Annotated in this window: 27 protein-coding genes; 14 read left to right on the plus strand and 13 right to left on the minus strand. The window is 74.1% G+C overall.

Going from position 1 to position 25,142, the window contains the following annotated elements:
* Window positions 1-31 precede the first annotated feature (31 nt).
* Entirely contained in the window at window positions 32-1,351 is a 1,320-nt protein-coding gene (locus CO540_RS24375; protein WP_099163776.1) for an ABC transporter substrate-binding protein, read from the minus strand.
* 122 nt (window positions 1,352-1,473) lie between these two features.
* On the opposite strand from CO540_RS24375, the gene CO540_RS24380 reads away from it, so the two are divergent.
* On the plus strand, window positions 1,474-2,307 hold the full coding sequence (locus CO540_RS24380; RefSeq protein ID WP_099163777.1) for a phosphoribosylaminoimidazolesuccinocarboxamide synthase: 834 nt from the start codon (window positions 1,474-1,476) through the stop codon (window positions 2,305-2,307).
* Window position 2,308: 1 nt separating this feature from the next.
* Entirely contained in the window at window positions 2,309-3,046 is a 738-nt protein-coding gene (locus CO540_RS24385; protein WP_099163778.1) for a VOC family protein, read from the plus strand.
* A gap of 99 nt (window positions 3,047-3,145) precedes the next feature.
* Here the strand turns inward: CO540_RS24385 and glpK are convergent, their stop codons facing one another.
* A complete protein-coding gene (gene glpK, locus CO540_RS24390) occupies window positions 3,146-4,630 on the minus strand; it encodes a glycerol kinase GlpK (protein ID WP_216642301.1) in 1,485 nt (494 codons plus the stop codon).
* A 65-nt stretch (window positions 4,631-4,695) separates the two neighbouring features.
* On the opposite strand from glpK, the gene CO540_RS24395 reads away from it, so the two are divergent.
* Window positions 4,696-5,634, plus strand: a complete 939-nt coding sequence (locus CO540_RS24395) for a ribose-phosphate pyrophosphokinase (protein WP_099163780.1) — start codon at window positions 4,696-4,698, stop codon at window positions 5,632-5,634.
* A 20-nt stretch (window positions 5,635-5,654) separates the two neighbouring features.
* Here the strand turns inward: CO540_RS24395 and CO540_RS24400 are convergent, their stop codons facing one another.
* Entirely contained in the window at window positions 5,655-6,122 is a 468-nt protein-coding gene (locus CO540_RS24400) for an ATP-binding protein (protein WP_099163781.1), read from the minus strand.
* 115 nt (window positions 6,123-6,237) lie between these two features.
* On the opposite strand from CO540_RS24400, the gene macS reads away from it, so the two are divergent.
* Window positions 6,238-7,359 carry a MacS family sensor histidine kinase gene (gene macS, locus CO540_RS24405; RefSeq protein ID WP_099164914.1) on the plus strand — a complete coding sequence of 374 codons (1,122 nt, stop codon included), beginning with the start codon at window positions 6,238-6,240 and terminating at the stop codon, window positions 7,357-7,359.
* Window positions 7,360-7,370: 11 nt separating this feature from the next.
* A complete protein-coding gene (locus CO540_RS24410) occupies window positions 7,371-8,003 on the plus strand; it encodes a response regulator transcription factor (RefSeq protein ID WP_172968067.1) in 633 nt (210 codons plus the stop codon).
* A 4-nt stretch (window positions 8,004-8,007) separates the two neighbouring features.
* Here the strand turns inward: CO540_RS24410 and CO540_RS24415 are convergent, their stop codons facing one another.
* The 3 genes from CO540_RS24415 to CO540_RS24425 all read right to left on the minus strand — a co-directional run bounded on the left by CO540_RS24415 (window position 8,008) and on the right by CO540_RS24425 (window position 10,402).
* Window positions 8,008-8,580, minus strand: coding sequence for a DUF5709 domain-containing protein (locus tag CO540_RS24415; protein ID WP_091570855.1), 573 nt, complete (start codon window positions 8,578-8,580; stop codon window positions 8,008-8,010).
* Between the two features lie 80 nt (window positions 8,581-8,660).
* A complete protein-coding gene (locus CO540_RS24420) occupies window positions 8,661-9,344 on the minus strand; it encodes an ATP-binding protein (RefSeq protein WP_253866173.1) in 684 nt (227 codons plus the stop codon).
* A gap of 56 nt (window positions 9,345-9,400) precedes the next feature.
* Window positions 9,401-10,402, minus strand: coding sequence for an SDR family oxidoreductase (locus tag CO540_RS24425; protein ID WP_099163783.1), 1,002 nt, complete (start codon window positions 10,400-10,402; stop codon window positions 9,401-9,403).
* A 192-nt stretch (window positions 10,403-10,594) separates the two neighbouring features.
* Here CO540_RS24425 and CO540_RS24430 point away from each other — a divergent pair, with 192 nt between their 5' ends.
* Window positions 10,595-11,848, plus strand: coding sequence for a glycosyltransferase (locus tag CO540_RS24430; protein WP_099163784.1), 1,254 nt, complete (start codon window positions 10,595-10,597; stop codon window positions 11,846-11,848).
* Here CO540_RS24430 and CO540_RS24435 read toward each other — a convergent pair.
* From CO540_RS24435 to aroA, 4 genes are all read right to left on the minus strand, one after another.
* Window positions 11,746-12,702, minus strand: a complete 957-nt coding sequence (locus CO540_RS24435) for a hypothetical protein (RefSeq protein ID WP_172968068.1) — start codon at window positions 12,700-12,702, stop codon at window positions 11,746-11,748. The two genes, CO540_RS24430 and CO540_RS24435, sit on opposite strands and share 103 nt — an antisense overlap.
* Window positions 12,703-12,761: 59 nt before the next feature.
* Entirely contained in the window at window positions 12,762-13,580 is an 819-nt protein-coding gene (hisN, locus tag CO540_RS24440; RefSeq protein WP_099163786.1) for a histidinol-phosphatase, read from the minus strand.
* 61 nt (window positions 13,581-13,641) lie between these two features.
* A complete protein-coding gene (rsgA, locus tag CO540_RS24445) occupies window positions 13,642-14,769 on the minus strand; it encodes a ribosome small subunit-dependent GTPase A (protein ID WP_172967927.1) in 1,128 nt (375 codons plus the stop codon).
* A complete protein-coding gene (gene aroA, locus CO540_RS24450; protein WP_099163787.1) occupies window positions 14,739-16,040 on the minus strand; it encodes a 3-phosphoshikimate 1-carboxyvinyltransferase in 1,302 nt (433 codons plus the stop codon). The genes rsgA and aroA overlap by 31 nt, the downstream gene beginning before the upstream one ends.
* A 102-nt stretch (window positions 16,041-16,142) precedes the next feature.
* Here aroA and CO540_RS24455 point away from each other — a divergent pair, with 102 nt between their 5' ends.
* The 5 genes from CO540_RS24455 (at window position 16,143) to rsrA (ending at window position 19,946) form a co-directional block, all read left to right on the plus strand.
* Complete coding sequence (locus CO540_RS24455; RefSeq protein WP_099163788.1) at window positions 16,143-16,850, plus strand: SOS response-associated peptidase; 708 nt, start codon at window positions 16,143-16,145, stop codon at window positions 16,848-16,850.
* Between the two features lie 212 nt (window positions 16,851-17,062).
* Window positions 17,063-17,455 carry a WhiB family transcriptional regulator gene (locus CO540_RS24460; protein ID WP_091570883.1) on the plus strand — a complete coding sequence of 131 codons (393 nt, stop codon included), beginning with the start codon at window positions 17,063-17,065 and terminating at the stop codon, window positions 17,453-17,455.
* A gap of 538 nt (window positions 17,456-17,993) precedes the next feature.
* A complete protein-coding gene (locus CO540_RS24465) occupies window positions 17,994-18,608 on the plus strand; it encodes an alpha/beta family hydrolase (protein ID WP_099163789.1) in 615 nt (204 codons plus the stop codon).
* 241 nt (window positions 18,609-18,849) lie between these two features.
* The gene (locus CO540_RS24470) at window positions 18,850-19,656 is read left to right on the plus strand and encodes a sigma-70 family RNA polymerase sigma factor (protein WP_099163790.1); all 807 of its coding nucleotides are present in this window, start codon (window positions 18,850-18,852) and stop codon (window positions 19,654-19,656) included.
* A 2-nt stretch (window positions 19,657-19,658) separates the two neighbouring features.
* Window positions 19,659-19,946 (plus strand): mycothiol system anti-sigma-R factor, encoded by a 288-nt coding sequence (gene rsrA, locus CO540_RS24475; RefSeq protein WP_091576980.1) that lies wholly within the window; start codon window positions 19,659-19,661, stop codon window positions 19,944-19,946.
* An 87-nt stretch (window positions 19,947-20,033) separates the two neighbouring features.
* Here the strand turns inward: rsrA and CO540_RS31395 are convergent, their stop codons facing one another.
* Window positions 20,034-20,108 (minus strand): 50S ribosomal protein bL37, encoded by a 75-nt coding sequence (locus CO540_RS31395; RefSeq protein ID WP_369700219.1) that lies wholly within the window; start codon window positions 20,106-20,108, stop codon window positions 20,034-20,036.
* A gap of 223 nt (window positions 20,109-20,331) precedes the next feature.
* Between CO540_RS31395 and CO540_RS24480 the strand changes: the two genes are divergently transcribed.
* The gene (locus CO540_RS24480) at window positions 20,332-20,547 is read left to right on the plus strand and encodes a biotin/lipoyl-binding carrier protein (RefSeq protein WP_091068708.1); all 216 of its coding nucleotides are present in this window, start codon (window positions 20,332-20,334) and stop codon (window positions 20,545-20,547) included.
* Window positions 20,544-21,056 carry a GNAT family N-acetyltransferase gene (locus CO540_RS24485; RefSeq protein ID WP_099163791.1) on the plus strand — a complete coding sequence of 171 codons (513 nt, stop codon included), beginning with the start codon at window positions 20,544-20,546 and terminating at the stop codon, window positions 21,054-21,056. Before CO540_RS24480 ends, CO540_RS24485 begins: the two co-directional genes overlap by 4 nt.
* 6 nt (window positions 21,057-21,062) lie before the next feature.
* Here CO540_RS24485 and CO540_RS24490 read toward each other — a convergent pair whose 3' ends face one another.
* The gene (locus CO540_RS24490) at window positions 21,063-21,626 is read right to left on the minus strand and encodes a TetR/AcrR family transcriptional regulator (RefSeq protein WP_091570899.1); all 564 of its coding nucleotides are present in this window, start codon (window positions 21,624-21,626) and stop codon (window positions 21,063-21,065) included.
* 117 nt (window positions 21,627-21,743) lie between these two features.
* Between CO540_RS24490 and CO540_RS24495 the strand changes: the two genes are divergently transcribed.
* Window positions 21,744-23,333 carry an MDR family MFS transporter gene (locus CO540_RS24495; RefSeq protein WP_099163792.1) on the plus strand — a complete coding sequence of 530 codons (1,590 nt, stop codon included), beginning with the start codon at window positions 21,744-21,746 and terminating at the stop codon, window positions 23,331-23,333.
* 102 nt (window positions 23,334-23,435) lie between these two features.
* On the opposite strand, the gene CO540_RS24500 is transcribed toward CO540_RS24495, so the two are convergent.
* Window positions 23,436-25,052 (minus strand): tetratricopeptide repeat protein, encoded by a 1,617-nt coding sequence (locus tag CO540_RS24500; RefSeq protein ID WP_099163793.1) that lies wholly within the window; start codon window positions 25,050-25,052, stop codon window positions 23,436-23,438.
* Window positions 25,053-25,142 lie beyond the last annotated feature (90 nt).

Consider the following 25,142-nt stretch of genomic DNA (forward strand, 5'->3'; position numbering starts at 1 on the left):
GCCCGCCGCGCCCACGCGCGGCGGGCGGCGGTCACTCGGCCAGGGCGGCGTTCGCCCGGGCCATGAACCGGGAGGTCGCGGAGCGGGCGCCGGCCCGCTTGCCCCGGATGCTCTCGGCCGCCTCGATGAGCAACGTCCGCACCTTGGCGTGCCCCTTCGGCGGCGGCGCGGGCGCCGGGCCGGCCAGCTCGTCCAGCTCCGCGCCCAGGCTCGTCACCCGCTTCTCGGCCCGGTCGGTCACGCCCGCGGCCACGTACGTGCGGACCTGGGTGCTGGGGTTCACGCCACGCTCCACGCCGAGGATCCGGCCGGCCGCCACGTTGCTGGTGAGGAAGTTGAGCACGTCCACCACCACACCCGGGTGCCGGGTGCCGCGGAAGCCGGCCCAGTACATCGACGCCCGGGGCCACTGTGCGGCCGGCGTGCCGGGGAAGGCGACCGCGCCCAGCTCGTCCTCGGTGAGGCGTTGCAGCTCCGGCAGCTGGTGGGACCAGGCGAAGGAAGCCGCGGTGTGGCCGGTGACCACGAGCTGGCGGTTCAGTTCGCCGGTGTCCGCCTGCTCCACGAGCGCGGCGCTCGGGGTGGCCCGGTCGAAGCGGGCGACCTCCCAGAACTCGAACCACGAGAGCAGCTCCGCCGAGCTGAAGCCGAGCTGCCGCCCCTGGTACAGCTCGCTGCCCTGGCCGCGCAGCCAGAGCCAGAGCGCCCGGTAGTCGCCGGAGGCGTCCATGGAGCCGGCCACCCGGTTACCGGACGCCCGGGTGACCTGGGCGGCCCAGCGGGCGTACTCCTTCCAGGACATGCCGGTGCGCGGCTCGGGCTGGTCCAGCGAGCGCAGCAGGTCGCGGTTGTAGACCAGCGCCGCGTTGGTCTGGGCGGCGGGCACCGCCACGGTCCGCTCGTCCACCCGGCCGTAGCGGGCCAACTGCTCCGGCAGGTCGCGCAGGTCGAGCCGGCCGTCGTCGGCGTACGCGGTGAGGTCGAGCAGGATGTCGCGGCGGGTGTACTCGGTGAGCAGCGTGTCGTCGATCTGGAACAGGTCCGGCACGTTGCCGCCGGTGCCCTGGGTGGCGAGCCGGTCGTAGTAGCCGGCCAGCCCCTGCCAGGTGATCCGGAAGCTGACCCGGGGGTTCTGCTGGGTGTAGAGGCGCAGCGCCTGCTCGGTGGCCTGGGCCCGGCGGCTGCCGCCCCACCAGAACACCGACAACTCGATCGGGCCGTCCTCGGCGGCCGCCTCCTCCTCCGGGGCGCAGCCGGCCAGTCCGCCGGCGAGCAGCGGCAGCCCGGTGAGCGCGCCGAGGAACCGTCGCCGGTCGAGGCCGGGACGGGGGACGGACCGTTCAGCGCGCACGGTTCTCTCCGAAACTGGGGTGGACGGATCATTCCACCGGCCCCGGCCCGGGGTGTCAACGCCGGACGGGACGGCCGGTGGGCGCGCCGGGCGGGCGGTCGCGCCCATGGTGTACTAGCGCCGTGGAACTTCTGCACTCGGGCAAGGTCCGGGACGTCTACGCCGACGGCGCGGACCTGATCCTGGTCGCCTCCGACCGCATCTCCATCTACGACGTGGCGCTGCCGACCCCCGTCCCGGACAAGGGCAGACTGCTCACCGCGCTCTCGCTGTGGTGGTTCGAGCAGTTGTCGGACCTGGTGCCGAACCACGTCATCTCCGCCACCGACGTACCGGCGGAGTTCGCCGGCCGGGCGATCCGGTGCCGCCGGCTGGAGATGGTGCCGGTCGAGTGCGTGGCCCGGGGCTTCCTGACCGGCGGTGGCTTCGCCGAGTACCAGCGCACCGGCTCGGTCTCCGGCGTGCCGCTGCCCCGGGGCCTGGTGGAGGCGTCGATCCTGCCCGAGCCGATCTTCACCCCGTCGACCAAGGCGCCCAAGGGTGAGCACGACGAGCCGATCACCTACGACCAGGTGGTCGACAAGGTGGGGCCGGAGACCGCCGAGCGGCTGCGGCAGATCACCCTGGACGTCTACCGGCGCGGTGCGGAGATCGCCGCGGACCGGGGCATCCTGATCGCCGACACCAAGCTGGAGCTGGGCTGGGCGCCGGACGGCACGCTGATGCTCGCCGACGAGCTGCTCACCTCGGACTCGTCCCGGTTCTGGCCGGCCGAGTCCTACCAGCCGGGCCGGGCCCAGTTCTCCTTCGACAAGCAGTACGTGCGGGACTGGGCCACCGGCAGCGGCTGGGACAAGCAGCCGCCGGCGCCGGAGGTGCCGGCGGAGGTCGTCGAGGCGACCCGGGCACGCTACGTCGAGGTGTACGAGAAGCTCACCGGAAACCGTTGGGACTGACATGACGACGCGGCTTGTCCAGATCAACCTGAAGGCCCGCGACGAGGTCGCGCTGGGCGCGTTCTGGGCGAAGGCTCTCGGCTGGGAGACCTCCAGCGAGGCGCCCGGAGTGATCAACCTCGAACCGCCGGGCGTCCCGTATCCCGATCCCTCCGCCCTCTTCATCGACCTCGTGGTCTCCGCGGAACCCAAGACGGCGAAGAACCGGGTGCACGTCGACCTGGCCACCACCTCGCCGGACCACCAGGCGGAGCTGGTCGCGCGGCTGACGGGCCTCGGCGCGACAGCCGTCGACATCGGCCAGGGCGACGTCCCGTGGACGGTCATGGCCGACCCGGAGGGCAACGAGTTCTGCGTGCTGGAGCCGCGCGAGGTCTACCGGGACACCGGGCCGATCGCCGCGGTGGTGGTCGACTGCGCGGACCCACGGGAGATGGCGCGGTTCTGGGGCGAGGCGACGGACTGGACCCGGCACGAGGTCACCGACCGGCACGCGTCACTGCGTTCCGCCGCCGGCGTCGGCCCCTACCTGGAGTTCGTCCGCAGCACCGACGCGAAGCCCGGGTGGAACCGCGTCCACCTCGACGTCCGCCCCTATGCGGGGGACGACCTGGCGGCCGAGGTGGCCCGGTTGGGCACGCTCGGCGCCACCGCCATCGACCTGGGCGACCCCGAGATCCACTGGCGGGTCATGGCCGACCCCGAGGGCAACGAGTTCTGCGTCCTCACCCCGCGCTGACCGCCCCCCACCCTCGCGATCTTGCACTTTCGGCCGCCGATTCGCCCGGGAATGTCCCTTGCGTCAGGGCAGTAAGTGCAAGATCGCGGAAAACCGGGGTTAGTCTTCCCAGTTCAGGGTGCGTTGGACGGCCTTGTGCCACTGGTGCAGCTCGTGGTCGCGGTGCGTCGGGTCCATGGCCGGTTCCCACTGGGCGTCGGAGCGCCACTTGTCCCGCAGCGTGGGCAGGTCGGGCCAGAAGCCGACCGCCAGGCCGGCGGCGTACGCGGCGCCGAGGCAGGTGGTCTCGGTGATCCGGGACCGCACCACCGGCACGTCGAGCACGTCGGCGAGGAACTGCATGAGCAGCGCGTTGCCGGTCATCCCGCCGTCCACCCGCAGCCGGCGCAGCGCCACGTCGGAGTCGGCGTTCATCGCGTCGACCACCTCGCGGGTCTGGAAGGCGGACGCCTCCAGCACCGCGCGGGCCAGGTGCCCCTTGGTGATGTAGCCGGTCAGGCCGGCGATCACGCCCCGGGCGTCGCTGCGCCAGTGCGGGGCGAACAGGCCGGAGAAGGCCGGCACCACGTAGCAGCCGCCGTTGTCGTCGACGGTGCGGGCCAGCTCCTCGACCTGCGGGGCGGTGGAGATCAGGCCGAGGTTGTCGCGCAGCCACTGCACCAGCGAGCCGGTGACCGCGATCGCGCCCTCCAGCGCGTACACGGCCGGCTGGCCCTCGATCCGGTAGGCCACGGTGGTGAGCAGGCCGTGCCGCGACGGCACCGGGCTGGCGCCGGTGTTGAGCAGCAGGAAACTGCCGGTGCCGTAGGTGCACTTGGCCTCGCCGGGCTGGAAGCAGGTCTGTCCGAACAGCGCGGCCTGCTGGTCGCCGAGCGCGCTGGCCACCGGCACCCCGGCGAGGACTCCGTCGGCGGTGCCGTAGACCTCGGCCGAGCAGCGGATCTCGGGCAGCATCGCGGCCGGGATGCGCAGCGCGTCGAGCAGCTCCGGGGCCCAGTCGAGGGTCTCCAGGTCCATCAGCAGGGTGCGGCTGGCGTTGGTGACGTCGGTGACGTGCCGCCCGGTCAGCTTCCAGATGATCCAGCTGTCCATCGTGCCGAACAGCACCTCGCCCCGCTCGGCCCGCTCGCGCAGCCCGTCGACGTGGTCCAGCAGCCACCGCAGCTTCGGGCCGGCGAAGTAGGTCGCCAGGGTCAGCCCGGTGCGGGCGCGCAGTCGCTCCTCGTCGTACGCCTCGGCCAGCTCGCGCAGCAGCGGGCCGGTGCGGGTGTCCTGCCAGACGATCGCGTTGGCCACCGGCCGACCGGTGGCCCGGTCCCAGACCACTGTGGTCTCGCGCTGGTTGGTGATGCCCACCGCGGCCAGCTGCTCCGGACCGATGTCGGCGCTCGCCAGCGCCTCACGCACCACGTGCTCGACGTTGGTCCAGATCTCGTCCGCGTCGTGCTCCACCCAGCCGGGCCGCGGGAAGATCTGCCGGTGTTCGCGTTGGGCCACCGCGACGATCTCGCCGTCGGCGTCGAAGACGATGCACCGCGAGGAGGTGGTGCCCTGGTCGATGGCGGCGACGAACTCTCCGGTCACCGCAGCACCGTACCCGCCGGGAGCATCCACCGTCTCCCCTCGATCGACCCGTACGATCAGCAGACGTGCGTGACATTGCCGTGTTCAGCGGGACCGCCCACCCGGACCTCGCCGCCGAGATCTGTGCCCACCTCGACGTTCCGCTGCACCCGGTGCGGGTGTCCCGGTTCGCCAACGACTGCCTCGAGGTGCAGTTGCAGGCCAACTGCCGGGAGCGCGACGTCTTCCTCATCCAGCCGCTGGTGCCGCCGGTGCAGGAGCACCTGGTCGAGCTGCTGCTCATGATCGACGCCGCCCGGGGCGCGTCGGCCGGCCGGATCACCGTGGTGCTGCCGCACTACGCGTACGCCCGGTCGGACAAGAAGGACGCCCCGCGGATCTCCATCGGCGGGCGGCTCGTGGCCGACCTGCTCACCTCGGCCGGCGCGCACCGGGTGCTGGCCATGACGCTGCACTCGCCCCAGGTGCACGGTTTCTTCAGCGTCCCGGTGGACCACCTGCACGCGTTGCGCGAGCTGGCCGCCCACTTCAAGGGGTACGACCTCAGCAACGCGGTGGTCGTCTCGCCGGACCTCGGCAACGCCAAGGAGGCCGCCGCGTTCGCCCGGATGCTGGGCACCCCGGTCGCGGCCGGCGCCAAGCAACGCTTCAGCGACGACCGGGTGCAGATCAGCACGATCATCGGTGACGTGGCGGACCGGGACGTGATCGTGCTCGACGACGAGATCGCCAAGGGCAGCACGGTGATCGAGTTGATCTCGCACCTGCGCGAGCGGCAGGTCCGGTCGATCCGGCTGGCCTGCACGCACGGTCTGTTCTCCAGCGGGGCGCTGGAGCGGCTGAGCGCCCAGGACGGTGTGCTGGAGATCGTCTGCACCAACACGGTGCCGATCCCCGCGGAGAAGCGGGTGCCGAAGCTGGAGGTGCTCTCCGTGGCGCCGGCCCTGGCCGAGGCGATGCGTCGGATCCACAACGGCGAGTCGGTGAGCGCCCTCTTCGGCTGAGGGGACGGCCCGGTGGCCGGTCAGCCGTCCAGCGGACGGTCGGCGGGCTGCCGGGCGCCCAGAGCCGCGGTGATCCGGACGACGGTGCCGGCGTCGCCGGTCTCCACCTCCATCGAGTCACTCAGCTCCCGGGCCAGCCAGAGCCCCCAACCGCCGGCGGTGTCCGGCGCCGGCCGGTCGCGGTCGCGCAACCGTCGCTCGCTGATCCCGTGGCCGTGGTCGGCCACCTCGCAGACCAGGTCGCCGCCCCGGCGCCAGAGCCGCAGCCGGCCCTGCCCGCCGCCGTGCCGAACCGCGTTGGTGATCAGCTCGTTGACCGCCAGCACGAAGTCGTCGAGTCGCTGGCCGGCCAGCCCCGTCGCGTGCGCGCAGGAGGTGACCGAGTGCCGAAGCTCGGTCACCTGGGCCTGGTCGAAGGCCTCGGCGATGAGGAGGGAAGGTTCGATGGGCACAACCGTACGCTGTGCGGGGGATTCTCCGTCCGTCATGACCCCGTCCCAGCGCTGCTTCTCGACGACTTTCGCGGCATTTCCACCGTACGTCAGGGTTTATCGGCCCGCACCAGGCGGCCCGCCGGTGACGGGCTGTGGCATGGTGACGCCCATGCCGTCGTCCTCCGGCCTGGAAGGCCCGTTCTGGCGGTCCATCGCGGTGTTCCGCTTCGCCTCGCTGGCGTACGTCGGCCTGCTCGTGCTGCGCGACGCCACCCGGTACGCGCACCCGGTCGCCGCGGGCGCCGTCCTGCTGGCGATGCTGGCCTGGACCGGTGTCACGGCGGCCGGCTACGGACGCCCGGGCGGACGCCGCTGGCCGCTGCTCCTGGCCGACCTCGGCGTGGTGCTCGCGATCATCCTGGCCACGCCCTGGGTGGTGGGCCGCACGGCGCTCGCCGCCGGCGTGCCCACGCTGACCGTCGCCTGGCTGGCCGGGCCGGTGCTGGCCTGGGCGGTCTCCGGCGGCCGGCGGCGCGGCGCGGTGGCCGCGCTGGTGCTCGGCGGCGCCGACCTGGCCACCCGGGACCGGATCAGCCCGTCCGCGCTGACCGGCGCGATCCTGATGCTGTTGGCCGGCGTCGTGGTCGGGCACGTGGCCCGGCTGGCCGTCGAGGCGGAGGCCCGGTTGCAGCGGGCGGTGGAGCTGGAGGCGGCGACCCGCGAGCGGGAACGGCTGGCCCGGGACATCCACGACTCGGTGCTCCAGGTGCTCGCGCTGGTCCGGCGGCGCGGCGCGGACCTGGACGGCGAGGCGGCGGAGCTGGCCCGGCTGGCCGGTGAGCAGGAGGCCGCGTTGCGGGCGCTGATCGGCCGGGCGGGCGTCGCGCCGGACCGGGACACCGACGAGCGGGACCTGCGGGACCTGCTCGACCGGTACGCCTCGGCCACGGTCCAGGTGGCCGCCCCGGCGACCCCGGTGCCGCTGCCGGCGCGGACGGCCGGGGAGCTGGCCGCGGCGGTCGGCGCGGCGCTGGACAACGTGGCCCGGCACGCCGGCGGGCGGGCCTGGGTGCTGATCGAGGACGAGGAGGAGACGGTGACCGTCTCGGTACGCGACGAGGGGCCGGGTATCCCGGACGGGCGGCTGGCGGAAGCCGCCACCCAGGGGCGGCTCGGGGTGGCCCAGTCCATCCGGGGTCGGGTGGTCGATCTGGGCGGTGAGGTGCGGATCGTCTCCACGCCGGGCGCCGGGACCGAGTTCGAGCTGATCGTGCCGAGGAGCCGGCGGTGAGCATCCGGGTGATGGTGGTCGACGACCACCCGATGTGGCGGGAAGGGGTGGCCCGCGACCTCACCGAGGCCGGCCACCAGGTGGTGGCGACCAGCGGTGAGGGACGGCAGGCGGTCCGGGTGGCCGCGGCGGCCCGGCCCGACCTGGTCGTGCTCGACCTGCAACTGCCGGACGTCTCCGGCGTGGAGGTGATCCACGGGCTGCGCGCCGCCCTGCCCGACGTGCGGGTGCTCATGCTGTCGGCCAGCGGCGAGCCGCAGAGCGTGCTGGACGCGGTCAAGGCCGGGGCCACCGGCTACCTGGTGAAGTCGGCCGCCCCGGCCGAGTTCCTCGACGCGGTGCGCCGCACCGCGGCCGGAGAGCCGGTGTTCACGCCCGGCCTGGCCGGGCTGGTGCTGGGGGAGTACCGGCGGCTCGCGGCCGCGCCGCCGACCCCGCACGACGACGCACCCCGGCTCACCGAACGGGAGACCGAGGTGCTGCGTCTGGTCGCCAAGGGGCTGTCCTACAAGCAGATCGCCGAGCGGCTCGGGGTGTCCCACCGGACGGTGCAGAACCACGTGCAGAACACCCTGGGCAAGCTCCAGCTGCACAACCGGGTCGAGCTGACCCGGTACGCCATCGAGCGCGGCCTGGACGGCTGAGAGCTCAGCGCGCCTCGGGCGGCCGGGTCTCGTGGATCGCCAGCTCCTCCGCGGTGGCGCCGCCGCCGGCCGCGCCGGCGTCGTAGGCGACGTTGTCGGTCTCCTGGTCGGTGCGCGCGCCCTCGTCCGGCTCGACCAGCCGGCCCACCTGGTGGTCGGCGACGGTGCCGAGCTGGCCGTGGTCGTAGATCGAGACCGGGGAGTTCGGGTCGGAGACCGGCCCCGGGTCGATCACGTCCGCGTCGAGCTGGGCCTGCGCCGCGGCCTCCTCGCTGTCCGCCTCGGCGGCGATGTCCGGGTCGACCGGGCCGGCGAGCGGGTCGTCGGCGGGCCGCTCGTACTGCTCGCGGTCGAGCTTGTAGTCCAGCGACTCGCCGTCGAGCTGCTCCTCCGCCGTGGTGCCGAACCGGTCCACCGCGACCGGCGTGCGGTCACCCGGGATCTGGGCCGGCTCGGGACCGTCCGCCTCGCGCCCGGTCAGGACGTCGTCGTTGGCGGTCGAGTCGTCGTCGGCGGTGTCGGGCAGGCCCTCCGCCTCGGGGTCGGACACGGGGGTGGGGTACTCGTCGTCGCGCATGGGGGTGAACTACCCACTGCGTTGACCGCATTAACCGCGACCGAGCGGGTGGATCGGGAGCAAGAGGGCGAAATCCCGCCTCAGTTGCGGAAGGCCGCCTCGTCCTCGGCGTGCAGCACGCACCACACCACCTTGCCGTCGGGCAGCGCGGTGCTGCCCCAGCGCCGGGCCACCACGTCGATGAGCAGCAGTCCCCGGCCGCCCACCGAGTCGACCGGCGCCGGCCCCGCGTACGTCGGACGCCCGGCGGCGTGGTCCCGTACCGCCACGTGCAGGGCGCCGCCGCGGGACGCCAGCCGGAGCGTCATCGGCGTCGCCGCGTGCGCCACCACGTTGTTGACCATCTCGGTGACCGCGATGCAGGCCGGCTCGGCCAGCTCCGGCAGTCCCCAGCGGGCACAGCCGTCGGTGACCAGCGCGCGGGCCTCGCGCGCGGCCTCCACCACCGGGAGCAGCTCGACGTCGAGCAGCTCGGGCGGCGCGTCCGCCGGTCGGGGGACCGGCCGGCCACCGGAAACGAACAGCAGGTCGGTGGCGGGCCAGTCGGCGACCGCGCGGCCGACCTCGTCGAGCGCCTCGCGCGCCTGCGGGTCGGGGATCCGGACCCCGGACAGGTCGACCACCATCGGCCCCGGCCGGGCCCAGAGTCGGCCGAGCAGCGCGCCCCGCACGGCGTCCACCCCGGCCCGGTCGAGCACACCGGTCAGCCGGACCGTCGCGGAGGATTCGGCGGTCTCGACCAGGCAACGTGCGTCCGTCGGCATGATCGTCCCATTGTGCACGTCGGCCTCCCCCCGCGCATCGGTCCGGTCGACGGGACTCATGAGCGACCGGCCCGGGACCGTCGGCCGATCGCCGCGACGGTGCCGACCGCCGTGCCGGCCGCCGCCAGCCCGAACGCCGCGGTCAGCCGCAGGAGTTGGCCGCGCCGACCCGACCAGCCGTCGGTCCGCTCGGCCGCCGCGTCGGGGGTGAACACGTTGCCGGTGGCGTCCAGGCGTACGCCGGGACCGAACTGGGTGCGCGCGGTGTACCAGCCGAGCACCCGCTCGGCCACCGCCGGGGCGAGCCGCCACTGGAGCCCGATCAGCCGGGCCGCGCCCCCCGCGTACGCCTCCCGGCGGGGACGGCGCAGCAGCCGGACGATCGTCTCCGCCACCATCTCCGGCGGGTAGACCGGCGGCGGCGGGGTCAGCTCCCGGCCGGTGTGGTTCGCCGCGTGCCGGAAGAACGGCGTGTCGATGGTGGCCGGCAGCACGGTGCAGATCGAGATGGCGCCCCGGCCGGTCACCCGCAGCTCCTGCCGGACCGTGTCGGCCAGTCCCCGGATGGCGTGCTTGGTGGCGTTGTACGCCGACTGGTACGGCATGGCCACCTCGGCCAGCACGGAGGCGTTGTTGACCAGCACGCCGCCCCCGGCCGCCCCGAGCCAGGGCAGCGCGGCCCGCATTCCGTGCACGGTGCCGAGCAGGTTCACCTCGACCACCCGGCGGAACTCGGCCACCGGAATCTCGTCGAACAGCCCCACCGTGCCGACGGCCGCGTTGTTGACCCAGGCGTCGATCCGGCCGAACTCGGCCGCCGCGCGCGCCGCCAGCCGCTCCACCGCATCCGGATCGGTCACGTCGGTGGGCACCACCAGCGCGCGCCCGCCCAACTCCCGGCAGTGCGCGGCGACCCGCTCCAACGCCGCCTCGGTCCGGGCGGCCAGCACCACGGCGGCGCCCCGACGGGCCAGCGCGTAGGCGGTGGCCGCGCCTATCCCGCTGGAGGCGCCGGTGATGACGACGGTGGCGTCGGCGAGGGTGCGGGTGAGCGGCATCCTTCGCCGGTACCCCCGCGCCGGCCGGTCATGCCGCCCGAGTCGGCCTGATCGGGACCGGTCGGCGCGGTGTCCCGCCCGCGCGACGCTCCGTCGCCACCGGCGATCTGCCAGGTTTGGGCGCACCGGACCCGGGTTAATGGGACGCTCTGACCGGGAGACCCCGCTCGCGAGAACGCATGGAGGTGCACCATGCGCGTCGGCCTTGTATGCGCGCACGCCGGCTCGTCCACCGACGGTCCCACCGTCGGGACCCAGGAGCACATTGCGCGTGTGGCGGCGGAACTCGCCGCCCGGGGCCACGAGGTCCGGGTGTACGAACGCCGCGACGCGGCGGCCCAGCCCGCGCTCACCGAGCTGGACGGCTACCGCCTGGAGCGGGTGCCGGTCGGCCCGGCCGACCCGCTGCCCACCGCCGAACTGGTGCCGTACGTGTCCGAGTTCGGCCGCTGGCTGGCGCAGGAGTGGACCGGTGAGTGGGCCCCCGAGGTCGTGCACGGTCACTACTGGGTGGGCGGTCTCGCCGCCGCCCACGCGGTCCGGGCCACCGACATCCCGGTGGTGCAGACCTTCCACTCGCTCGGCGTCGAGCAGCTGCGTCACCTCGGCCGGAGCTACGGCGGGCCGGGCGAGCGCATCCCGCTGGAGCGGGCGCTGACCCGGGCCGTGGACGTGGCGGTCGCCCAGTGCAACGACGAGGTCGACGAGCTGACCCGGATGGGCCTCCAGCGCACCTCGGTGGCGATGGTGCCGACCGGCGTGGACCTCGGCCAGTTCCACCCGGACGGCGAGGCCGCCCCCCGGGACCAGCGCGCCCGGATCCTCTCCGTGGGCGGGCTCTCCGCCGGCCACGGCCAGGACGACCTGATCCGGGCGATGCGGCTGGTCGGCGACGCCGAGCTGGTGATCGCCGGCGGACCGCCGGCCGAACGGCTGGCCGGCCACGCCGAGGCGCGCCGGCTGCGCGAGCTGGCCGAGCGGGCCGGGGTGGCCGAGCAGGTGAAGCTGGTCGGCGCGGTCCCGCACGACCAGATGGCCACCTGGTACCGCTCCGCCGACGTGGTGGCCTGCACGCCGCACTACTCGTCCGCCGGCCGCGTCTCGCTGGAGGCGATGGCCTGCGGGGTGCCGGTGGTCGGCTACGCCATGGGCGGCATCGCCGACGCCGTGGTGGACGAGGTGACCGGCAAGCTGGTGCCCCCGGGCGACGTCCGCACCCTCGGGGTGACGCTGCGCCGGATGCTCACCGACAACGCCGGGCGGTTCGCGTACGGCCACGCCGCGGTGGACCGGGTGCGGTGCAGCTACACCTGGGAACGGACGGCGGCGGCGCTGGAGCGTCTCTACGAGCGGGTGATCGGGCGCCGTCGGCCGGCCACCCCGGTGGAGCCGACCCCGCCGGTCGAGGTGGTCGTCGAGGCCCGGGGACCGGTCGAGGCGGCCTGAGCGGGCACCACCCCGGCGCCGATCATCGCCGGCCCCCGGTCGCGGGCGGTCGCGTGGTGGTGCTGCGGCTCGGCATACCGGGTCAGGCCCACCACGGCCGCCAGCGTGACCAGGAAGCCGAGCCCGGCCAGCCACTCCCGCCCCGGCCAGATCTTGTCGTTGAGCAGCAGCAGGCCGACGATCGCCGCGGGCACCGCTCCGGCGGCGTCCATCGCGGCCACCGCGGCCGTGGTCGAACCGCGCTGCATCGCCAGGCCGAGCAGCAGCTGACCGACCACCGAGTGGGCGATCAGCAGGTAGAGCAGGGGGTCGCGGACGAACGCCTCCGCCGAATCGGCCGAGGCGAGCGGTCGGGCCGCCACCGCGGCGGCGGAGAACGCCATCCCGGCCAGCGAGCCGAGCACCACCGACCCGGGCGCGCCGTGCAGCCGGGCGGCGAAGAAGCCGGACACGGCGATCGCGCCGAGCGCCACCACCAGACTGATCAACCCGGCGGTGCCCAGCTGCCGCGACGGCGCCGGCTCGGCGGAGAGCACCAGCGCGGTGATCCCACCGAAGAGCAGCACCAACAGGGCCACCTCGGCGGCCGGCAGGCGCCACTTCAGCACCAGCACACCGAGCACGGCGGTCACCCCGAGCCCGGCCGCCACACTGGCCTGGACCAGGAACAGCGGGAGGTCGCGGCGGGCCAGGAAGGCCAGCACGAAGCCGACGACCTGGCAGGCCAGCCCGATCAGGTACGTCCGGTGACCGGCCAGCCGCAGCAGCAGCCCCGGGTCGAACGTGTGGTGCACGGTGGTCCGCGCGGCGGCGACCGACTGGAGAAGGTTGGCGAAGCCGTACGCGACGATCATCGCCGCGAGGAAGCACCAGCCGGAGGAGACCACCTGGCGAGGATAGAGCTCCCGCCGGGTCAGCGCTCGGCCGGCCGGCCGAGCCGGCGCAGGATGTCGCCGTGCAGCGCGCCGTTGCTGGCGATCGCGCTGATGTCGCCGGAGTCCGCGCCGGCCGGCGCGGGCCGCCCGGCCAGGTCGGTGAACGTGCCGCCGGCCTCGGTGACGATCGGCACCAGCGCGGCGATGTCCCACAGCGACAGCTCCGGCTCCACCATCACCTCCAGCGCGCCCTCGGCCAGCAGCATGTAGCCGTAGAAGTCGCCGTACGCCCGGCTGCGCCAGGTGTCCCGCATGAGCTGGAGCATCGCGTCCAGCCGACCGGCCTGCTCCCAGCCGGTGAGCGAGGAGTAGCAGACGCTGGCGTCGGCCAGCGCCGTGACGCCGGAGACCCGGATCGGCGTCGCCTCGGCCGGGCCGGGCCCGGCGAACGCGCCCGCGCCCACCGCGCCCCACCAGCGCCGTCCGAGCGCCGGCGCGGAGACCAGGCCGAGCACCGGCCGGTCGTGTTCCAGCAACGCGATCAGGGTGGCCCAGACGGGTACGCCCCGGACGAAGTTCTTCGTCCCGTCGATCGGGTCGACCACCCAGCGCCGCCCGTCCGGGCCGGCGGCGGGCTGCTCCCCGTACTCCTCGCCGAGCAGGCCGTCGGCCGGCCGGTGCGTGGCCAGCAGGGCCCGGATCTCCCGTTCCACGGCGGTGTCCGCGTCGGAGACCGGGGTCAGGTCCGGCTTCGACTCGACCCGCAGGTCGAGGGCGCGGAACCGGGCCGTGGAGACGGCGTCGGCGGCGTCGGCGAGCAGGTGGGCGAGGGCGAGGTCGTCGGCGTACCCGGTCATGGTCGACACGCTAGCGTCGGCCGCGCCGGTGGCACCGGCGGGTGGGGCGTCCGTCCGCCGGTCAGGACCCGGCCAGCGGATCGCCCGGGTTGCGCTCGGGCTCGCGCGGGTCGCCCTCGCCGCTGCGCGAGGCCAGCAACCGCCGGTACGAGGCCAGCCGGCGCGGGTCCGCCTTGCCGGCGGCCACCCAGGCGTCCAGCGCGCAGTCCGCCTCGTCGGCGGTGTGCGGGCAGTTGGCCGGGCAGTCGACGGTCGCCTCGACCAGGTCGGGGAAGCCGTGCAGCAGGCTCTCCGCCGAGACGTGCGCCAGCCCGAAGCTGCGGACGCCGGGCGTGTCGACGATCCACCCCGGGTCGCCGACCGGGTCGGGCGGCGGCGGCAGGCGCAACGCCACCGCGCTGGTCGAGGTGTGCCGGCCGCGGCCGATCGCGCTGACCGTGCCGACCGCCCGCTCCGCGTCCGGGCAGAGGCGGTTGACCAGCGTCGACTTGCCCACCCCGGAGTGGCCCACCAGCACCGAGATCCGGCCGGCGAGCAGCGCCCGCAGCTCGGCGAGGTCGGACTCCGGGCGGATCAGCACGTACGGCAGCTCCAGCTCGGTGTAGTAGCCGAGCACCGCCTCCGGACCGGCCAGGTCGGCCTTGGTGAGGCAGAGCAGCGGCTCGATGTCGGCGTCGTACGCGGCCACCAGGCAGCGGTCGATGAACCCGGTGCGCGGCGGCGGGTCGGCCAGCGCGCTGACGATCACCAACTGGTCGGCGTTCGCCACCACCACCCGCTCCAGCCGGCCCTCGGCGGTGGTCTCGTCGTCGTCGGCGGTGCGCCGCAGCACGGAGCGGCGCTCGGCGATGCGGACGATGCGGGCCAGCGCGCCGGACGCGCCGGAGGTGTCGCCGACCAGCCCCACCCGGTCGCCCACCACCACCGACTTGCGTCCCAGCTCGCGGGCGCGCATGGCGGTGACGACCGGGGTTTCGGGACCGGCGTCGGGCAGCACGCAGGTGTAGCGCCCTCGGTCCACGGCGATCACGAACCCGTCGACGGCGTCGGCGTGCCGGGGCCGGGTGCGCGTACGGGGCCGCGACGACCGGCCGGGACGTACCCGGACGTCGTCCTCGTCGTACTCCCGCCGCTTCGTCGCCAGGACGTCCCCCGCTCTCAGTTCTTGCCGGTCACCATCCCCGACCATAGTGCCGGGAACTCCGGCATGGTCTTCGAGGTGCACGTCACGTCGTCGACCTCGATGCCGGGGACGGCCAGGCCGGCCACGGCCGCGGCGTGCGCCATCCGGTGGTCGGCGTACGTCCGGAACGTGCCGCCGCGCAGCGGCCGGGGTCGGATCTCCAGGCCGTCGTGGGTCTCGGTGACGTCCGCGCCCAGCCCGGCGAACTCCTTGGCCAGCGCGGTGACCCGGTCGCTCTCGTGGCCCCGGATGTGACCGATCCCGGTCAGCCGGGACGGGCCGTCGGCCAGCAGGGTGAGCGCGGTCAGCACCGGGGTCAGCTCACCCACGTCGGAGAGGTCGGCGTCCAGCCCCCGGACCGTGCCGGTGCCCCGCACGGTCAGCCCGTCGGTGCCGAGCGTGACCTCGCCGCCCATCCGGTGCAGCAGCTCGCGCAGCTGCTCGACCGGCTGGAGGCTGCTGCGCGGCCAGCCCTGGAGGGTGACCTCACCGCCGGTGACCAGCGCGGCGGCGAAGAACGGCGCGGCGCCGGAGAGGTCGGGCTCGATCTCCCAGCCGCGCCCGGTGAGCGGGCCGGGCTCGACCACCCAGACATCGGGCGTGGTGTCGTCCACCGCCGCCCCGGCGGCCCGCAGCATCTGCACGGTCATCCGCAGGTGCGGCGCGGACGGCACCGGCGGGCCCTGGTGCCGGACCACCACGCCCCGGTCGAAGCGGGGGGCGGCCAGCAGCAGCCCGGAGACCAGCTGGCTGGACGCGGAGGCGTCGATGACGACCTCGCCGCCGGTCACCCGGCCGGCGCCGAGGACCACCAGGGGCAGGCTGCCGGTCGGTGGGGTGTCGATGCGGACGCCGAGCGTGCGCAGCGCGTCGATCAGCGGGCCGAGCGGACGGGTGCGCGCGTGCGGGTCGCCGTCGAACGTGACCCGCCCGGCGGCCAGGCCGGCCACCGGCGGCAGGAAGCGCATCACGGTGCCGGCCAGCCCGACGTCGACGTGCGCCGGGCCGACCAGCGCGTGCGGGCGGACCAGCCAGCGGTCGTCGTCGGAGGCCGACATGTGGGCCCCCAGCTCGCGCAGGCCGCCGGCCATCAGCTCGGTGTCGCGGGCGCGCAGCGGCCGGGCGAGCGTCGACGGCCCGCTGGCCAGCGCGCCGAGCACCAGGGCCCGGGCGGTCATGGACTTGGAACCGGGCAGGCGCAGCGTCGCGGCGACCGGGTCGCTCGCGGTCGGCGCGGTCCACGGCTGCGGCGGACGCGTCGCGGTCAGATTCCCCACGCCTCCATTCTGCCAACCCGACGGCCCGGTGGAACCGTCCCCGCGCCCTGCTCCCGGTGAGCGGGACAGCCGAAACGCCCGGGTGGGGCTAGCGTGGGCGCCATGTGCGGGAGGTATGCGACGACCCGGAGCGCGGGGGACCTGAGCGCGCTGTTCGAGTCGGTCGACTCCACCGGCGGCGTCGGGCCCGACTTCAACGTCGCCCCGACCGATCCGGTGCCGCTGGTCCGGCTCGCGCCCGAGGGGCACCGGCTGCTCTCCCTCGGGCGTTGGGGCCTGCTCCCGCCCTGGTCCCGCAGTGCCGCCGGCGCCGCCCGCATGATCAACGCGCGGGCCGAGACGGTCGCCACCAGCCGCGCGTACGCCCCGTCCTTCGCCCGCCGGCGCTGCCTGGTCCCGGCCGACGGGTGGTACGAGTGGGTCCGTCGCACCGACGGCCGCCGGCAGCCCTACTTCATGACCCCACGGGACGGCTCGGTGCTGGCGTTCGCGGGCATCTGGTCGCTCTGGGAGTCGGCCGGCCAGGCCCGGCTGACGTTCAGCGTGCTGACCACCGCGGCGCTCGGCGAGCTGGCCGAGGTGCACGACCGGATGCCGCTGCTGCTGTCCCCGGACCGCTGGGCGGCGTGGCTCGGCCCGACCGACGAGCCCGCCGCGTTGCTCGTCCCGCCCGACGACGCGCAGCTCGCCGGGTTGGAGATCCGGCCGGTCTCACCGGCCGTCGGCGACGTCCGCAACGACGGGCCGGAGCTGGTCCGACGGGTCGGCCCGGCGGGGGCGGAGGCGGATTCCACACTGACGCTGTTCTGATCACGCTCGGCACATTGTCGTGTGCTGATTTGCCGGGGTTACGCCTGAAACGTCGCCCGGACGTTCAGCCATGTTTACCGGAGACCCTTGTCCCCGCGTGCGCGAGTGCGATAGAACACAGCGCCGGTGGTGGGTGTCCGTTCGCACGGGGCGGATGACACCCATCGATCTCTTCGAAGATCCTCGCCGGTCCCACGGGGGAGGTGGGTGTATTGACACGGGCACGCATGCCCCGCCCGCACGAGGTGGCCGCCGCACGGCGCGATCCACGACTGCTACGGGCTCTGCGCGAACGGCGACAGGATGATGCCTGGCGCACCAGAGGCACCTGCCAGAGCGTCGATCCGGAGACGTTCTTCCCGGCGCCCAACGAGCCGGCCGACGCGGCGGTGGCGCTCTGCCGCACCTGCGACGTCCAGGGCTCCTGCCTGGCCTGGGCGCTGGAGGTCGGCGACTGTCACGGCGTCTGGGGCGGCACCACGCCGCGTGAGCGGCGAGCCATGCTCGTCGCCTGGCGCAGCGAGGTGCAGCCGGATCCGGACGCGATCGACGAGGCCGGCCCGCCGGTCCGGGACCGTCTGCTCACGCTGGTGCCGTTGAGCTGATCACGCCCGTCGCCCGCGGTCCGGTCCGCCGGCCCGCGGGCGCCGGGCATCGCCGATCTCGCGCCGAGCGGTGTCGCCGGCCCGCCGGCAGTGCCGATCTCACGTTGGTCGGTGCGGACGGGTCGTCCTGCCGCGCTGATTCGGCGTCGGCGTCGGCGGCGGTGCGGAGCTGGGGCGTTGCCGACGGGCGTTGTCGTGCGCGGCCGGTTCGAGGTGTCGGTTCCCGTCGGTCCGGCCGCGATGGCGTTCACCGTGCGCGGCTCATCCGTCGCCGTTGCCGCTTCGGTTGGCAGTTCGCCACTCGGTGGGATTCCGCTTCCACGGCACGAGACAGCTAGAGATCTTGGTAGAAGAAGGCCCCTACAGGGGCCATTCCGTACCAAGATCTCTAGGGTTCCGAGCCGAATGCGCAGGATCGTGAGCGGTGAGTCGTGGGCCGTGAGTCGTGGGCCGTGGGCTGTGGGCGGCTGAGGCCGTGGTCGGGCGGGATGTCTGCTCCCGTCCGCGTCGCGCGGGGCGTCGCGCGCAGAATGAGGCGGTGCGGCACGACGACGAGATCGACACTGCGCGGGGGCCGGCCCGGATCCGGCTCGACCGGCCGGCGGCGGCCGGCTCCACGGTCCTGGTGCTGGGCCACGGGGCGGGCGGCAGCGTGGACGCGCCGGACCTGGTCGCGGTCCGCGACGCGGTGTGCGACGCCGGGGCGGGAGTGGTGCTGGTGACCCAGCCCTACCGGGTCGCCGGCCGGCGCGCGCCGGCGCCGGCCGGGCACCTCGACGAGGCCTGGACGGCGGTGCTGGCCGAACTGCGTCGACGCCTGCCCGACGCCGGCCGCTGGGTGGTGGGCGGCCGGTCCAGCGGCGCCCGGGTGGCCTGCCGGACCGCCGGGACGGTCGGGGCGTCGGGTGTGGTGGCGCTGGCGTTCCCGCTGCACCCGCCGGGGCGGCCGGAACGCTCGCGGGCGGCGGAACTGGACACCGGCCTGCCGACGCTGGTGGTCAACGGCGACCGGGACCCCTTCGGCGTACCCGCTGCGGGGCCGGGGGTCGAGGTGGTGGTCCGGCCGGGGGAGCGCCACGACCTGCGGGTCGATCCGACGGGTACGGCGGCGGCGGTCCGCGACTGGCTCGCCGCTCGCGGTTGGTTGACCTGAACCACGGCCCGGGACGCGTGACCCTCCCCGGCGGTGGTCGTTGCACCGGGTGGCGCCGGCCGCCCGGTTCGGGCGCGCCGGGGTCACCTCCCAGGCCCTTCCTGGTCCCAGCGTCGGTCGCGGCCGAGGCTGGGGCCGGGAACGGGTGGACGGGTGGTCGAGCCGGTGCGATGGAATGCGACGGCCCGCGCTTCGCGTTGAAGCCCCTTGGATGACATTGTCAGCGCGAGGGGGGTGACCGGTGCCGATCGAGACACGGAACCGGGAGCGGGACGAACGGGACGAACGGCGGCTCCGGCGGCTGCTCGACGCGCCGGAGTGGCCCGCGTCGGGGTCGGCCGTGAGCACCGGCACACACTCGGGAAGTGAATCTGCTGGCTCCCGGGTACGCGTATCCTCGGCGGGAAAGCATCCGACGCGAGGGGATGTGCGGTTGACCACCGAGAAGACGGACGAGCGCAGGGCCCGCTTCGAGCGGGACGCGATGCCCTTCGTCGATCAGCTCTACGCTGCCGGGCTGCGGATGACCCGCAACCCGGCGGATGCCGAGGACCTGGTCCAGGAGACCTACCTGAAGGCGTACGCCGCCTTCCACCAGTTCGAGCAGGGCACCAACCTGAAGGCCTGGCTCTACCGGATCCTGACCAACACCTACATCAACTCCTACCGGAAGCGGCAGCGCCAGCCGGTCCAGGCGCCGACCGACGAGATCACCGACTGGCAGCTCGCCGAGGCGGAGTCGCACACGTCCAGCGGTCTGCGCTCGGCCGAGACCGAGGCGCTCGACCGGCTGCCGGACAGCGACGTCAAGGAGGCCCTCCAGCAGTTGCCGGAGGAGTTCCGCCTGGCCGTCTACCTGACCGACGTCGAGGGCTTCTCCTACAAGGAGGTCGCCGACATCATGGGCACGCCGATCGGCACCGTGATGTCCCGCCTGCACCGAGGCCGACGTAATCTGCGCAAGCTGCTCGAGGGGTACGCGTCGGAGCGAGGTTTCAGCGCCGCGTCGTCGAAGGGCTCGACCGCCACCGCCGGCCGGGAGGTGTGACCGTGAGCTGTGGAGAACCGCACGAGACGGACTGCCGCGAGGTGCTCGCCGAGGTCTACCTCTACCTCGACCTGGAGTGTGCCGAGGAGCGTCGGGTCCTGATCCGGCACCACCTCGACGAGTGCGGCCCATGCCTGCGCGAGTACGGCATCGAGCAGGAGGTCAAGGCGCTGGTCGCCCGGTGCTGCGGCAACGAGGCCGCGCCGGAGAAGCTGCGCGAGCGGCTGCGGCTGCGGCTGACCGAGCTGGTGGTCTTCGAGACGACCGAGTCGCGCGAGCTGGCTGACTGACTGGGCACGTACACCGGTGGCCCGGGTCCGCACGGACCCGGGCCACCGGTCTGTCCGGCCTCGGGCCGGCGCGCTGATCGCGGACGATCAGGAGTTGGGGCGCTTGCCGTGGTTCGCGCCGCTCTTCTTCCGGGCCTTCTTCTTCCGGGCCTTCTTCGCCATGCTCTGCCTCCTTGTGCTGGTCACGGTCCGTCCGCGGCGGAGCGCGGCGGAGGTCGCGTGTGGTCCCCGGCGCGCCGGGAGCCGACCCGCACGATGCTAGTGCCGCCCGGTCCGTCCCGTGGGCGGCGGGGCGGGTCAGCGCGCGGGTGGTCCGAGGGCCGGCGTGACCGGCGTCATGATTGGATACCGTCGCAGGACTGTCGGACAGAGGGAGGGCCGGGACATGGCCGAGGAGATCCGCGCCGAGATGGTGGCGAACGTCTGGAAGGTCGTCGCGTCGGCCGGGGACACCGTGTCCGAGGGCGACACGCTGGTGATCCTGGAGTCGATGAAGATGGAGATCCCGGTGGTCGCCGAGTCCGACGGCGTGGTGCAGCAGCTCGCGGTCAACGAGGGCGACGTGGTGCAGGACGGCGATCTGATCGCGGTGATCGGTTGAGCGGCCTGCTCGTCCGCCGCGCGCAACCGGCGGACTTCCCGGCGGTGGCCCGCCTGACGGTGGCCGCGTACGAGGCGGACGGCCAGCTCAAGGGCGAGAACGGGTACGCCGTGGTGCTCGCCGACGTGGCCGGCCGGGCGGAGACTGGTGAGGTGCTGGTGGCGGTGGACGAGCCCACCGGCGCGGTGCTCGGCGCGGTCACGTTCGTGCTGCCCGGGACCCCGTACGCGGAGCTGGCCGGGCCGGGCGAGGCGGAGTTCCGGATGCTCGCGGTGGACCCGGCCGCCCAGGGCCGGGGCGCCGGCGCGGCGTTGGCGCGGGCGTGTGTGGCGCGCGCCGTCGAGCTGGGTTGCACGGCGGTGGTGATCTGCGTTCGCGACGGCATGGCGGCGAGCGCGCGGCGCCTCTACGACCGGCTCGGGTTCGTCCGGCTGCCGGAGAAGGACTGGTCTCCGCTGCCCGGCGTCGACCTGCTCGGCCTGCGTCTGGCGCTGACCGCCGAGGGCTGAGCCGGCTCAGCCGCCGATCTTCGCCAGCAGCTCGTCGGCCACCTCCAGGGCGATCTTCTTCCGCTCGTCGTCGGAGATGCCCGGCGCGCGCACCGCGAACCAGCTGGTGTGCACCGCGAACAGGGTGAGCGCGGCCCGCAGCTGGGCGGCCGGTGACTCGTCGCCCCGGCACAGCTCGCCGGCCAGCCGCATCATCCGCTCGCGCATCTGCTGGCCGGCGGCGAGGCTCTTGAGCACGGTCTGGTTCTGCTCGAAGAAGCGCATCACCTTGGGCAGTTCGCCGGCGAACATGGCGTCGGCGTACCGGCCGATCAGCGCGCGCCGGGTCTCCAGCGTGGCGGGCTGCTCGGCGGCCCAGGCGATCAGCTCGTCCATCCGGCGGAGCCGGTCGTCGACGAAGCTGGTGACGATCTCGTCCTTGCTCTTGAAGTGGTAGTAGAGCGCGGCCTTGGTCACGTTGAGGCGCTCGGCGATCTCCCGGAGCGAGGTCTTCTCGTATCCCTGCTCGGTGAACAGCTCCAGCGCGACCGCCTGGATCCGCTGGCGCGTGCCGCCTGTGCCCTCGCTCACCGACCGACACCTTCCAATCCGCTTGACGCTCGTCCGTACCCAGCTTACCGTGCGGCTAGTAAGCAAACTAGCCGGGCGGCAAGTAAGTCGATCACCGATCTGCGGGGGAGCCTACCCATGAGTCAACCAGCCGAGGTCACCGCGAGACCCAACGTCCGCGTCGTCCTCTTCGGCCTGATGATCGCGATGATGCTCGCGATGCTCGACAACATGATCGTCAGCACCGCGCTGCCACGCATCGTGTTCGAGTTCGGCGGCGCCGACCACTTCACCTGGGTGGTCACCGCGTACGTGCTCGGAACGACGGTCTCCACCCCGATCTGGGGCAAGCTCGGCGATCTCTACGGCCGCAAGGCGGTCTTCCTCACCGCGGTGGTCGTCTTCCTGATCGGCTCCGCGCTCTGCGGCATGTCCGGCTCCGGCGTCTTCGGCGGCACCGACAACGGCATGGTCGAGCTGATCGCGTTCCGGGCGGTCCAGGGTCTCGGCGCCGGCGGTCTGATGGTCGGCGTCATGGCGATCATCGGCGACCTGGTCCCGCCCCGGGAGCGGGGCCGCTACCAGGGCATGATCGCCGGCATCATGGCCATCGCCATGGTGGCCGGCCCGCTGGTCGGCGGCTTCATCACCGACAACCTGTCCTGGCGTTGGGCGTTCTACGTCAACCTGCCGCTGGGCGGCGTGGCGCTGCTGGTCCTCGCCACCACCATGCACCTGCCGAAGTACCGCACCGAACACAAGATCGACTGGCTGGGCGCGGCGCTGCTCTCGGTCGGCATCACGGCGCTCGTGCTGGTCACCACGTGGGGCGGCAACGAGTACGACTGGGGTTCGCCGCAGATCCTCGGCCTCGCCGCGCTGGCCGTGGTCGCGCTGGTCGCCTTCGCCCTGGTCGAGCGGCGGGTGCCCGAGCCGATCCTGCCGCTGGGCCTGTTCGCCAACCGCAACTTCGCGCTCATCTCGGTGATCGGGTTCCTGCTCGGCTTCGCCATGTTCGGCGCGATGAACTTCCTCCCGCTCTACCAGCAGACCGTCCAGGGCGCGTCCGCCACGAACAGCGGACTGCTGCTGCTCCCGCTGATGTTCGGCATGCTCGTCGTCTCGCTGGTGGTGGGCCGGACGATCACGAAGACCGGGCGCTACCGCGCCTTCCCGATCATCGGCGGCGTGGTGATGGCGCTCGGCATGGGGCTGCTCAGCCTGCTCGACCTCGACACCAGCAAGACGCAGTCCTCGATCTACATGGTCGTGCTCGGCGTCGGCATGGGCTTCCTCATGCAGACCTCGATGCTGATCGCCCAGAACAGCGTCGAGCAGAAGGACCTGGGCGCGGCGAGCGGCGCGGCGACCTTCTTCCGGTCCATCGGCGGCTCGTTCGGCGTCTCGCTCTTCGGTGCCGTCTTCGCCAACCGGCTGGCCGACTCGGCGGCCGGCCCGGCGTTCGCCGGCAAGGGCGGCGGCGAGGGCGGAGCGCTGGACCTGGAGAAGCTCAAGCAGCTCACCGGCGCCACCCGGGAGGTGGTGCTGGGCGCGCTCGCCGACGCCATCTCGCACGTCTTCCTGTGGGCCGTCTTCTTCACCGTGGCGGTCCCGGTGCTCGCCTGGTTCATCAAGGAGGTGCCGCTGCGGGCGACGAACGACGCCCCGCCGGCCGGCGCCACGCCGGAGGACGAGGCCGAGATCGCGCTCGGCAAGGCCCCCGTCTGACGTGTAAGGAAGGGGCCCCGCTTAACGCCTGGCGTTGTACCGGGGCCCCTTCTTAACACCGTGTACCGGCAGCACCGTCCCGGGGGACCGCCCCGGGCGTCGTCAGGCGCGACGGAACAGGGCGGCGAGGTGCCGCCACAGCCGGCGCAGCGGGCCGGCCCCGGCATCGGCGACCAACGCCTCGGCGGTGGCGCGGGCGGCCGGGTCGAGGGCCGGAGTGGCCCGGGCCAGGTGCGCCAGCGACACCGCCGCCGGGGTCCGGCGGGCCCGCCCGCCCGCCACCTCGGCGAGCCGCCCGGCCACCAGGCCGGCCACGTCGGCGCGTACCCCGGGTTCCACCCACGCGGCGGTGACCAGCGCGAACAGCGCCGCCTCGGCGACCGGGCCGGGACCGGCGGCGGCCAGTGCCCCCAGCACCCGGCGGCGGGTGGACTCCGCCCACGGCTCGTCGGTGCGGTGGTGGAGCAGGCCGAGGCAGGCCCAGACCTGGGCGCACCGCACCCAGAGCGCGGGATCCTGGCCGGCGAGCACCCGCCCCAGCGCGGTGGGCGGCGTCTCCGGCGGATGCGCCAGCAGGCCGAGCAGGTCGGCGAGGTCGACGGTGGCGAGGCCGACCGCGGCGTCGTACGCCGCCGGGGGATGGGCCCAGGCCGGCTGGGCGAGCTGCTGGAGCCGTCGTACCGCGCCGGCCGACGGGAGCGTGCTGTCGGCGAGGCTCTCCGGCACCAGCGGATCGTCCGCGCCCACCGGGGTCACCTGACCCAGCCAGGGGCGGCCCCGGCAGCACTCGGCGAGGTCGCCGTGCTCGTGCGAGTCGTCCGGGTGGTCGCGGACGAAGTCGGCCAGGGCCACCAGGTGGTCGACGTTCCCGTCGCGCTGGAAGCGCAGCCGGTGGGCGGTGTGCACGGCGCAGTCGAAGGACGGGTCCTTCGCCAGCGCGCGGTCCACCCAGTCCAGCGCGGCGTCCAGCCGGCCGTGGTCGGCCAGCGTGCCGGCGATGTCCGCGTAGACCGCCAGGTCGTCCGGGTCGAGCGCGACGGCGCGCTCCAGCGCGGCCAGCGCGTCGGCGGTCCGGCCGGCGCTGCGGTACGCGTACCCGAGCCAGACCTCGCCGAGCTTGGTCTGCTCCGCGCGTACCCCCCGGGTGGCCCAGGTGACCGCCAAGGCGACCTCGCCCAGGCGTCGGGCCAGCGCGGACGCCGCGCCCAGCAGCAGCGGGTGCTCGGGGTGCACGGTGATCGCGTTGCGGGCCAGCGCCAGGTAGGGCTGGAGCGGTTCGCGCAGCCGGCGCGGCACCGGGTCCGGCACGGCCGCGCAGACCTGCATGAGGATCCGCGCGGTGCGCTCCGGATCGAGGCGTTCCGGCAGGTCGGCGGCGGTCACCCAGGGCACGGCGGCCCACGGCGCGCCGGGCGCGTAGCCGGTGGCGGCGGCCAGCAGGTCGAGCCCTTCGGCGGGGCGGCCGGCGGCGGCGAGCAGGTGTGCCCGCGCCACCACGGCGCCGACGAACGCGTGCTGTCCCAGCGGGAAGAGGTCCAGGTCGCCTCCGCTGGCCGCGGCGAGCCGGGCGAGCGTCTCGTGCGCCTCGGGCAGGGTGGGGGAGCGGACCAGCGCCGCGGCCACGTGGTCGGCGGCGTGCCGCAGGTCGCCCTCGCCCAGCGCCAGGCGGGCCAGCGCGAGTTCCTCCTCCGCGGAGAGCGCGGCGTCGTCCTCGGGCACGTCGTCCTCTCGCCGGTCGGGTCGTCAGCCGGGCAAGCGTAGGGGATCTTGTCCAGCATTGGTGATCCACTGCGCACTACTGTTCGTTGC

The sequence above is a fragment of the Micromonospora sp. WMMA2032 genome (assembly GCF_002688545.1).
GTDB classification, from domain to species: domain Bacteria; phylum Actinomycetota; class Actinomycetes; order Mycobacteriales; family Micromonosporaceae; genus Micromonospora; species Micromonospora sediminicola.

Bases quoted from the DNA above. Each gene is read 5' to 3' on its own strand.
- CO540_RS24455 (WP_099163788.1), top strand. From the start codon at position 16,143: ATGTGCGGGAGGTATGCGACGACCCGGAGCGCGGGGGACCTGAGCGCG.
- CO540_RS24495 (WP_099163792.1), top strand. From the start codon at position 21,744: ATGAGTCAACCAGCCGAGGTCACCGCGAGACCCAACGTCCGCGTCGTC.
- macS (WP_099164914.1), top strand. From the start codon at position 6,238: ATGCCGTCGTCCTCCGGCCTGGAAGGCCCGTTCTGGCGGTCCATCGCG.
- CO540_RS24425 (WP_099163783.1), bottom strand. From the start codon at position 10,402: ATGCCGCTCACCCGCACCCTCGCCGACGCCACCGTCGTCATCACCGGC.
- CO540_RS24420 (WP_253866173.1), bottom strand. From the start codon at position 9,344: ATGCCGACGGACGCACGTTGCCTGGTCGAGACCGCCGAATCCTCCGCG.
- CO540_RS24480 (WP_091068708.1), top strand. From the start codon at position 20,332: ATGGCCGAGGAGATCCGCGCCGAGATGGTGGCGAACGTCTGGAAGGTC.
- CO540_RS24415 (WP_091570855.1), bottom strand. From the start codon at position 8,580: ATGCGCGACGACGAGTACCCCACCCCCGTGTCCGACCCCGAGGCGGAG.
- CO540_RS24430 (WP_099163784.1), top strand. From the start codon at position 10,595: ATGCGCGTCGGCCTTGTATGCGCGCACGCCGGCTCGTCCACCGACGGT.
- CO540_RS24400 (WP_099163781.1), bottom strand. From the start codon at position 6,122: ATGACGGACGGAGAATCCCCCGCACAGCGTACGGTTGTGCCCATCGAA.
- CO540_RS24410 (WP_172968067.1), top strand. From the start codon at position 7,371: ATGGTGGTCGACGACCACCCGATGTGGCGGGAAGGGGTGGCCCGCGAC.
- rsgA (WP_172967927.1), bottom strand. From the start codon at position 14,769: ATGGTCGGGGATGGTGACCGGCAAGAACTGAGAGCGGGGGACGTCCTG.
- hisN (WP_099163786.1), bottom strand. From the start codon at position 13,580: ATGACCGGGTACGCCGACGACCTCGCCCTCGCCCACCTGCTCGCCGAC.
- CO540_RS24385 (WP_099163778.1), top strand. From the start codon at position 2,309: ATGACGACGCGGCTTGTCCAGATCAACCTGAAGGCCCGCGACGAGGTC.
- CO540_RS24435 (WP_172968068.1), bottom strand. From the start codon at position 12,702: ATGATCGTCGCGTACGGCTTCGCCAACCTTCTCCAGTCGGTCGCCGCC.